Annotated in this window: 11 protein-coding genes; 5 read left to right on the top strand and 6 right to left on the bottom strand. The window is 47.1% G+C overall.

Going from position 1 to position 8465, the window contains the following annotated elements:
- Positions 1–553, bottom strand: a 553-nt coding sequence (locus ON063_RS13770) for a MutH/Sau3AI family endonuclease (protein ID WP_274665507.1), incomplete at its 3' end; no start/stop codon positions are given.
- Between the two features lie 180 nt (positions 554–733).
- On the opposite strand from ON063_RS13770, the gene dcm reads away from it, so the two are divergent.
- Complete coding sequence (dcm, locus tag ON063_RS13765; protein ID WP_274665506.1) at positions 734–2068, top strand: DNA (cytosine-5-)-methyltransferase; 1335 nt, start codon at positions 734–736, stop codon at positions 2066–2068.
- 60 nt (positions 2069–2128) lie between these two features.
- Here dcm and htpG read toward each other — a convergent pair whose 3' ends face one another.
- Positions 2129–3997, bottom strand: a complete 1869-nt coding sequence (gene htpG / locus ON063_RS13760; RefSeq protein ID WP_274665505.1) for a molecular chaperone HtpG — start codon at positions 3995–3997, stop codon at positions 2129–2131.
- A gap of 278 nt (positions 3998–4275) precedes the next feature.
- Here htpG and gloA2 point away from each other — a divergent pair, with 278 nt between their 5' ends.
- Complete coding sequence (gene gloA2 / locus ON063_RS13755) at positions 4276–4656, top strand: SMU1112c/YaeR family gloxylase I-like metalloprotein (protein ID WP_274665504.1); 381 nt, start codon at positions 4276–4278, stop codon at positions 4654–4656.
- Positions 4657–4681: 25 nt separating this feature from the next.
- Here gloA2 and ON063_RS13750 read toward each other — a convergent pair whose 3' ends face one another.
- On the bottom strand, positions 4682–5140 hold the full coding sequence (locus ON063_RS13750) for a TetR/AcrR family transcriptional regulator (RefSeq protein WP_274665503.1): 459 nt from the start codon (positions 5138–5140) through the stop codon (positions 4682–4684).
- The gene (locus tag ON063_RS13745) at positions 5088–5366 is read right to left on the bottom strand and encodes a helix-turn-helix domain-containing protein (protein ID WP_274665502.1); all 279 of its coding nucleotides are present in this window, start codon (positions 5364–5366) and stop codon (positions 5088–5090) included. The genes ON063_RS13750 and ON063_RS13745 overlap by 53 nt, the downstream gene beginning before the upstream one ends.
- Positions 5367–5489: 123 nt before the next feature.
- Here ON063_RS13745 and ON063_RS13740 point away from each other — a divergent pair, with 123 nt between their 5' ends.
- Positions 5490–6239: an SDR family NAD(P)-dependent oxidoreductase gene (locus tag ON063_RS13740; RefSeq protein WP_031424198.1), complete on the top strand. Its 750-nt coding sequence runs from the start codon at positions 5490–5492 to the stop codon at positions 6237–6239.
- 33 nt (positions 6240–6272) lie between these two features.
- On the opposite strand, the gene ON063_RS13735 is transcribed toward ON063_RS13740, so the two are convergent.
- The gene (locus ON063_RS13735) at positions 6273–6599 is read right to left on the bottom strand and encodes a hypothetical protein (protein ID WP_224863094.1); all 327 of its coding nucleotides are present in this window, start codon (positions 6597–6599) and stop codon (positions 6273–6275) included.
- Between the two features lie 122 nt (positions 6600–6721).
- Between ON063_RS13735 and ON063_RS13730 the strand changes: the two genes are divergently transcribed.
- Positions 6722–7135, top strand: a complete 414-nt coding sequence (locus tag ON063_RS13730) for a hypothetical protein (protein ID WP_274665501.1) — start codon at positions 6722–6724, stop codon at positions 7133–7135.
- A gap of 35 nt (positions 7136–7170) precedes the next feature.
- Positions 7171–7617 (top strand): hypothetical protein, encoded by a 447-nt coding sequence (locus tag ON063_RS13725; RefSeq protein WP_274665500.1) that lies wholly within the window; start codon positions 7171–7173, stop codon positions 7615–7617.
- A gap of 33 nt (positions 7618–7650) precedes the next feature.
- Here ON063_RS13725 and rluF read toward each other — a convergent pair whose 3' ends face one another.
- Positions 7651–8361: a 23S rRNA pseudouridine(2604) synthase RluF gene (rluF, locus tag ON063_RS13720; protein WP_015880301.1), complete on the bottom strand. Its 711-nt coding sequence runs from the start codon at positions 8359–8361 to the stop codon at positions 7651–7653.
- Between the last annotated feature and the right edge of the window lie 104 nt (positions 8362–8465).

Genomic DNA, 8465 nt, shown 5'->3' with positions numbered 1-8465 from the left:
GCCCAGACGCGCCTTTGGTGGCGGCTCCTAAAACGACGCTGTTTCCCTCAGATAGTTCGTGTGCGAGCCCTTTCTTTACAAAGTCTTGAATCACCAAGTAATCTCTTTCGATTACTGGTTCGATGGCCGTCATATCATACAATTGATAGTCACGAATAACAAAATCTCTAGGGTCGCCTCCTTTGACAAATTCATACCAAATAAATAAAATTTTTCGGTTTTTTGAAATTAAAGAACTATATTGAAACTCTTGCTCAACGATTTTTGAAAAATTGATTTGAGAGAGTGATATCCGTTCTTTGGCAGACCATAGCCCCTTCTTAGTCACTGTGAACCCGGAGACTTTTAGTTCAACCCCTAAATTGTCAAAGTCCGCTTCGGCTTTGTTGTTGTTAGGATATCCATAAAATCCTGTTTCAACTATTTTTCCGAGGATTCCCTTGTCATTCGAAAGTCGTTCAAAATAATTTTCTGTGTCGATTTCACCAAAAGTTTTACCAACAATTTCACTCGTTTTACTTAAAAGTGAATCGATTGAATCAAATTTCAACAATATATAGACCTCCAATAATGGTTATTATTAACATATTACTATAGATTATGATTATATTTTGTAGAAAAGATAAAATAGGATAGGCTTGATCCTTTTTGATATAGGTGATAAACTGTTTTCATTGAGAGAAATGTGTAAATGAAGTAAATTAAAGATAGAAAATACGAAAGGGTGTTCCCATTGATTAAAGTAGTTGAGTTATTTGCCGGTGTAGGAGGTTTCCGCATCGCGCTTGAAGGAATTGAAGATGTGAATGCCGAGCCTACATCCGACAAATTCGATGTGGTTTGGGGCAATCAGTGGGAGCCGGCGACGAAGGTACAACCGGCCTTTGATTGCTATGCTGAACGTTTTAAAGGACGTGGTCAACACGTGAATGAGGATATCGCGCTGTCGTGGATGGAAGCAGGACCACACCATTTGCTTGTGGGTGGCTTCCCGTGCCAAGACTACAGCGTGTCACGTAGCTTGAAGAATGAGCAAGGGATTCAAGGGAAGAAGGGTGTCTTGTTCTGGGAAATCATGAACATCATCGAACAGGAAAAGCCGCCTTACGTCTTACTCGAGAATGTCGATCGCCTAATGAAGTCACCTGCGAAACAAAGAGGGCGTGACTTCAGTGTCATGCTTCGTGCGTTTGCCGATCAGGGATATACGGTCGAGTGGCGAGTCATCAATGCTGCCGATTACGGTTTTGCTCAACGCCGCCGTCGTATCTTCATCTTTGCGACTCGAGCAGATTTGAAGCATTCAACCCGAGCGGGGAAGGCAAATCCTGAGCAGTGGTTGTTGAAAGACGGGTTCTTTGCACCGACTTTCCCGGTCATGGAGATGACAAGCGAGAAGCATCCAGGTTCGACGTTCGAGTTGCCGGAAGACATCGTTGAAATCTCGGACACGTTTTCCGCAACTTATCGAAATGCAGGTGTGATGACGGGTAATCAAGTGACGACGCTTGAGACGCTCCCGGTTCGAGAAACGCCTAAGACGCTCGGAGAGATTGTCCAAGAGGTGTATGAACAGTTTGGTCCTGCCCCAGAACATTACTATCTAGATACGGAAAAAGTTAAAAAATCTGGGCGTACGGAAAAAGAGGAATTGGCTTATATGAAAGGGCCGAAAAAAATCGAACGTACTTCTGCGAGCGGTCACGTCTATGTCTATGCTGAAGGAGGCATGTCCTATCCGGATTCGTTAGACCTTCCAGGTAGAACGATGTTGACAAGCGAAGGGACGTGCAACCGTTCAAGCCATGTCATCGAAGACCCGCATACGAAAAAATTGCGCTATTTGCGTCCGGAAGAATGTGAAGGGTTGAATGGCTTCCCATACGGATGGACCGCGACTATGACAGACCGCAAGCGATACTTCACGATGGGGAATGCTCTCGTCGTTGGGTTGATTGAGCGGATGGGCCATCGAATTGCGGAGATTCATGAGCAAGAAGACGAAAAGAGCTTGTTGCATGAAGTGAAACAGATGCAGCTTTTAGGAACATATAATAACTTTAAATAATTAAAATGCCCTCATTCCGAATGATATTTTCATTCAGATGAGGGCATTTGCTATTTAGAGTTACTCCGCCATCAACGCACACACCGCATTCGAATATGCTACCGGATCTTCAATCGGTAATCCTTCAATGAGGAGGGCTTGTTGATACAAGAGGTCTGTATATTGTTTCGCTTTCGCTTCATCTTCCTTATACACACGTTGGAGTGTCTGGAAGATGGCATGCTCAGCATTCACTTCGAGCACTTTCTCCGCTTTCATGCCACCGCCATTTGGCATCGCGTTCAAAATCTTCTCCATCTCAATCGAGACGTCACCCGCGACCGTCAGACAGACTGGATGTGACTTAAGGCGTGTCGAGGCACGAACTTCTTTGACGCGGTCCCCGAGCTCTTCTTTCATGAAAACAAACAAGTCTTGGTTGTCTTCGTTGAGCGACTTCGCTTCCGTGTCATCGAGACCGAGGTCGCCGCTCGCAATCGACTTGAACTCTTTGTCGTCATAAGACTGCAGCATCTTGATTGCGAACTCGTCGATTTCTTCTGTGAAGTAGAGGATTTCATATCCTTCCTCTTTCAAGCGCTCTGCTTGTGGTAAGAGGTCGATGCGATGAATCGATTCGCCAGTCGCATAGTAGATATACTTCTGATCTTCTTTCATCCGCTCGACGTACTCTTTGAGCGAGACGAGTTTCTTCTCGTGAGAAGAATGGAAGAGAATCAAGTCTTTCAATTCGTCTTTGGCTGCGCCGAACTGGTCATACACGCCGAACTTCAATTGACGACCGAACGACTCATAGAACTTCTCGTAGTCCTCACGCTCGTTTTGGAGCATCTTCTCGAGCATCCCTTTGATTTTGGACTTCACGTTCTTCGCAATCACGCGAAGCTGGCGGTCTTGCTGCAACATTTCACGGGAAATGTTGAGTGAGAGGTCTTCAGAGTCGACCATCCCTTTAACGAACCCGAAATAGTCCGGCAAGAGGTCTGGTGACTTCTCCATGATCAAGACGCCGTTCGAGTAGAGCTCAAGCCCTTTCTCAAATTCTTTCGTGTAATAGTCGAACGGAACCGTTGACGGGATGTAGAGGATTGATTGATAACGAATCGTCCCGTCGACGTTCAAGTGAAGGTGCTTGAGCGGCTCATCAAAACCGTAGCGCTTCTCGTGATAGAACGCCTTATAATCCTCATCTTTGAGTTCACTCTTACGCTTCCGCCAAATCGGCACCATGCTGTTGACGGTCTCTTCTTCCTTGTAGTCCTCATACTCTTCTGAGTCCTCTTTTTGACGATGTTTCGTCACATCAAGTTTGATTGGATAACGGATGAAGTCCGAATGTTTCTTGATGAGCGAACGAATTTCATACTCTTCAAGGAATGACGAATACGCGTCATCTTCAGTGTCTGCTTTTAAGTGGAGCGTGATTTCTGTACCGATGTCCGCCTTGTCTGTCGGTTCGATTGAATAGCCGTCTGTGCCTTCTGACTCCCATACGTATCCTTGATCACTGTCAATCGAGCGAGTCCGTACCGTCACACGGTCAGCGACCATGAACGCGGAATAGAATCCGACCCCGAATTGACCAATGAGGCTATGATCTTCTTCCATCTTCGTTGCCTGTTTCATGGCGAGTGAACCGCTCTTTGCAATAATTCCGAGATTCGTTTCAAGTTCTCCTTCTGTCATCCCGATTCCCGTGTCGCGAATCGTAATCGTCCGTGCCTCTTTATCGAGTTCGATTTTGACGAAGTAATCGTCTTTGTTGAACTCGATGCTCTCGTCGGAGAGGGCGCGATAATACATCTTATCGATCGCGTCACTTGCGTTCGAGATGAGCTCGCGCAAGAAGATGTCCTTATGTGTATAAATTGAGTGGACCATCAACTCTAAAATTCGTTTCGATTCCGTTTGAAACTGTTTCTTTGTCATGATCGTTCTCCCTTTTTTGTCTGTATTTTGGCACTCTCGTATAAAGAGTGCTAACACTATTGATTATCCTAAAAATTAGGAAGATGTCAACCGGGTTTGAAGAAAAGATTGACGGGGACGTAGGTTTCGCATATAGTTGAGTACATGCGATGAGCTGGTCTATGTAAGACGGCGGACATTCCCTTGAGGAGCACGTTGTGGAGCGTGGTCCGTCGCGGTAGACTTTCGAGAGCACCTCTAGTGAGAGGTGCTCATTTTTTGTATACGGGGGTAGGATGATGAACTTACATACGATTCACCACGTCGCAATCATTGCGTCGGATTACGATAAAGCCAAGCAGTTTTATGTTGAGGCACTCGGATTCGAAGTGATTCGAGAACACCACCGCCCGGAGAAACAGGATCACAAAATCGACTTACGTCTTGGTACATATGAGCTCGAGCTGTTCATCAAACCGAATAGTCCCGAGCGTCCAAATTTCCCAGAGGCGCGCGGTCTTCGACACTTGGCGTTTAAAGTCCACGACATCGAGTCCGTCGTTGCCGAATTGAATGGACATGGAATTGCGACAGAACCGATTCGTCGCGATGATTTTACAGGAGAGAAGATGACTTTCTTCTTCGACCCGGATGGACTACCGTTAGAACTACACGAATAAACCCCTTCGCGAGGAAGGGGGTTTCTTATGCCCGAATGGATGCGAGCAACATCTCTTTTAATGCGTTGATTTGCACAGCCGGTTCGATATCGTTCTCTAAATAACTGATATGCGACTTCAACATGATGTTGTTACCGAACGTCCCGAATGCATTGATGATTGTAACGACTGTCACTTTCACATCGATATCTGGTCGGAACGAGCCATCACGCTTTCCGTCTTCAATCAACGGTTCAAGCATCTGCATGATTCGTCGTTGTACGTCAATGTATGTCTCGATGCCAGGAAGGGGTGTGGCGACGAACGATGCATAGCTCTCGAACGCCTCACGAAAACGGGCGTGGTCCGTCCGCTCCAACTGCATCTCGAAAAAGTGGTTCAAGATGATTTCGAGCCGTTCATAGGCGTTGCCTTCCTCATTCACAAACTGTTCAAATCGCTCGAGTGTCGGCTGTAGATTTTTGACGGCCGCTGCGACGATCAATTGGTCTTTCTTCGGAAAATAGCGAAACTAGATTTTTGACGGCCGCTGCGACGATCAATTGGTCTTTCTTCGGAAAATAGCGAAACAGTGTCGCTACCCCAATCCCTGCCGCATCCGCAATGTCCTGCATTTGAACTTTCTCAAAGCCATTCTCTAAAAATAAGCGTTCGGCCTCTTGGATAATCAGCTGGATTCGTTCTTCTCTGTTTTGTTGTCGTTTACTCAATTCCATCACCTCATTGTCTGTCATAAGTATATCGTCTTCGAGCAATTTCGTTGAGATTAATGTCACATCGAATTATTATTATGATAGTTAGACTATCATAATTTGATGAATGGAGCTGGGACAATGCGTTTACAGGGGAAAGTAGCGGTCATCACAGGGGCAGGAAGTGGTATGGGAGAGTCGACGGCACGTCTATTCGCCAAAGAAGGGGCAACGGTCGTCGCCACCGATATCAATGAACAAGGGGTACAAAGCGTAGTCGAGTCGATTCGTGCACAAGGTGGGGAAGCCATCGCGGTGAAGCATGACGTGACCTCACGTTCAAGTTGGGAAGACGTGTTTGCAGAAGTCGAAGCGACGTGTGGCAAATTGGATATTCTCATCAACAATGCCGGAATCGCACTCGCGAAACCGTTCTTGGAACAGACGGAAGAGGACTGGGCACGAACCTATCGCATCAACATCGACGGGGTCATGCTAGGGACGCAGTATGCGATTCCGCTCATGACGGAAAATGGTGGAGGATCAATCGTCAACATCTCTTCTATCTCAGCGCTGACAGGTATGGCAGGTGCCGGGGCATACACGGCCTCAAAAGGTGCGGTCCGTTCTCTCACGAAAGCAGCGGCCGTCGATTACGGGAAGCAAAACATTCGCGTCAACTCGGTGCATCCAGGCTATATCGTAACGCCGATGAGTGCGCCACACATGGAACATCCAGACTATAAGCAACACTTCTTGAATCAAATCGCTTTGCCGAATCTCGGACAAGCGGATGAGGTCGCAGCAGCCGTCCTATTCCTCGCGTCAGACGAAGCGAATCATATTAGCGGGATCGAACTTCCGGTAGACGGTGGCGTGACGGCGAAATAAAACTAGGGTCTCTATGGAGGCCCTAGTTTTTGATTACTCTAAGATTCCGACTAACTCCATCACGAGTAGCATGACTAGACCTGAGCTGAGCACAGCGGCAAAAAAAACGAGCACAGCATACTCTTTCTGCTTCAGAATAGCCCACCATCCTGTCACAAACGCTCCGAGCCCGAGGACGGAGAATGTGGTCATATAGCTGAGTCGAAGCATGTTTGCAGTATTGTCGCTCCAAAGCGTCGAGTGGAAGATTGTATCAAATTGATTGAGCAGGAGAAATGGCACATACATGGCAAGAAACAAGGCAATCAGGATTATAGACCACTTGCCGACCGAGGTGTGTGGAAAGATTGCACCATTCATGACGAATCACCTCTTTTCGTTTGAAAATCATCTGTACCATTCATATTCCCGTTTTGAGTAAAAAATTTAAATGATTCATCAAATTGACATGATATAGTCGAAACGAAAGCGTGGGGATGAGGATGGTAGAACAGTTCAAAATGATTCGAATATGGGAAGACGATTTCGCGATCGAAGTGATGATGACACTAAAAGGAAAGTGGTGCGAGGTTACCGTGAACGAGTATGTCACAGCATCCGATATCAACGCCTTCATCTCTTCGTTACGAGCGTTCAATGAACGGAATGGGAAGTCTCCGGAGATGTGGATACTCAACCTTCCACTCGTCCGTCTCTCCTTGACGTTCGCGCTTGCGAATGCAAGAGGGGTTGTTCAAGTCAGCGCCACAATCGAGCAAAATAAAGGTGATGGCGGAGATATGAAGGCGACGTTCTCGTTCGAGACGACAATGGGACAGATGGATGATTTGCAGCGACAACTGTCGGCATTCTTAGGACGCGAAACCGATTCGGTCGAATCGCTTCGCCCAGAATAAGTGGTCTAATTAAAACGAAAAGGCGGGTGAGGAGAGTGAAAACTCAATTCGAGATGGAACGGATTTGGATGGATGAGACTGAGCTGTTCTATCAGGTTAGGCTTCAGCTCCATGCATCCGTCTGTTCGAGCAATCAAGATGTATATATACAGGACGAGACGTTGCAAGAACTGATTGACTCAATCGATGGATTCAATAACATATGGGGGAAGAATCCCGTGATTTGGGAGTTGTGGGACTCAGATTTGGACTTGGATGCGGATGACCAAAAAATCAGCCTCACGTTCACATTGATTGATCGGACAGGCACGATTCAAGTTGACGTCTTCATTCATGACGAGTGGCAACACGATCCGTTCGACCACTTCCATGCCACCTTCAAGTTCAGAACGACAATGGGCCAGCTCGACGACTTGAGCGCTCAACTCAAACGTTTCATTCGCCGTGAGACCGACCATGTCGCATCACTTCGACCAGAATAAAAAAACAAGCCTAGACGCGCGTCTAGGCTTGTTTTAGTACCATTCTTTCGGTTCGTAATTCAATTCACGGAACAACTGCTCGCGCTCTTTTTTCGAAAGGTCGCGCCATTGTCCAGGCGGGAGTTTCCCGAGCGTGATGTTCATGACACGCACACGTTGAAGACGGAACACTTCGTAGCCGAGCGCCTCACACATCCGACGGATTTGGCGGTTGAGTCCTTGCGTGAGGGTGATGTTGAAGTCGAACTTCGAGAGCGGACGTACTTTACACGGTAGCGTCTTCTGTCCGAGGATTTTGACGCCGGCTTCCATCTGTTCGACGAACTCCGGTGTGATTGGCTTATCGACCGAGACGATGTATTCTTTCTCGTGCTCGCCTTCTGCGCGAAGGATTTCGTTGACGATATCGCCATCGTTCGTCATGAGGATGAGACCTTCCGAGTCTTTATCGAGACGACCGATGTTGAAGATGCGGAGCGGGTGGTTGACCATGTCGACCAAGTTTCCTTTTACTTTCTTCTCTGTCGTACTCGTGATTCCGACCGGCTTATGAACGGCGATATACACGTTGTTTCGTGCGACACGTGCGACCGAACCGTTGACGAGGACTTCATCCCCCGGTTTGACTTGATCGCCGATTTTTGCTTTTTTTCCGTTGATGGTGACGCGTCCCTCTTCGACGAGACGGTCGGCTTGGCGGCGGGACGCCTTGCCTGATTCACTGATAAATTTATTGATGCGCATGTGTACACGTCCTTTGTTTGGCTTTGTCCTCTCACTATAACGCATTTTATCAAAATTAGGCGAGAATCCTCCCACTTCTAAACGTTCAGGGCGAAGCCCTAGTG

The organism is Exiguobacterium sp. B2(2022), assembly GCF_028823655.1.
Lineage (GTDB): Bacteria > Bacillota > Bacilli > Exiguobacteriales > Exiguobacteriaceae > Exiguobacterium > Exiguobacterium aestuarii_A.
This window is presented reverse-complemented; position numbering and strand designations above follow the sequence as displayed.

Bases quoted from the DNA above. Each gene is read 5' to 3' on its own strand.
- htpG (WP_274665505.1), bottom strand. From the start codon at position 3,997: ATGACAAAGAAACAGTTTCAAACGGAATCGAAACGAATTTTAGAGTTG.
- gloA2 (WP_274665504.1), top strand. From the start codon at position 4,276: ATGAACTTACATACGATTCACCACGTCGCAATCATTGCGTCGGATTAC.
- ON063_RS13740 (WP_031424198.1), top strand. From the start codon at position 5,490: ATGCGTTTACAGGGGAAAGTAGCGGTCATCACAGGGGCAGGAAGTGGT.
- ON063_RS13735 (WP_224863094.1), bottom strand. From the start codon at position 6,599: ATGAATGGTGCAATCTTTCCACACACCTCGGTCGGCAAGTGGTCTATA.
- ON063_RS13730 (WP_274665501.1), top strand. From the start codon at position 6,722: ATGGTAGAACAGTTCAAAATGATTCGAATATGGGAAGACGATTTCGCG.
- rluF (WP_015880301.1), bottom strand. From the start codon at position 8,361: ATGCGCATCAATAAATTTATCAGTGAATCAGGCAAGGCGTCCCGCCGC.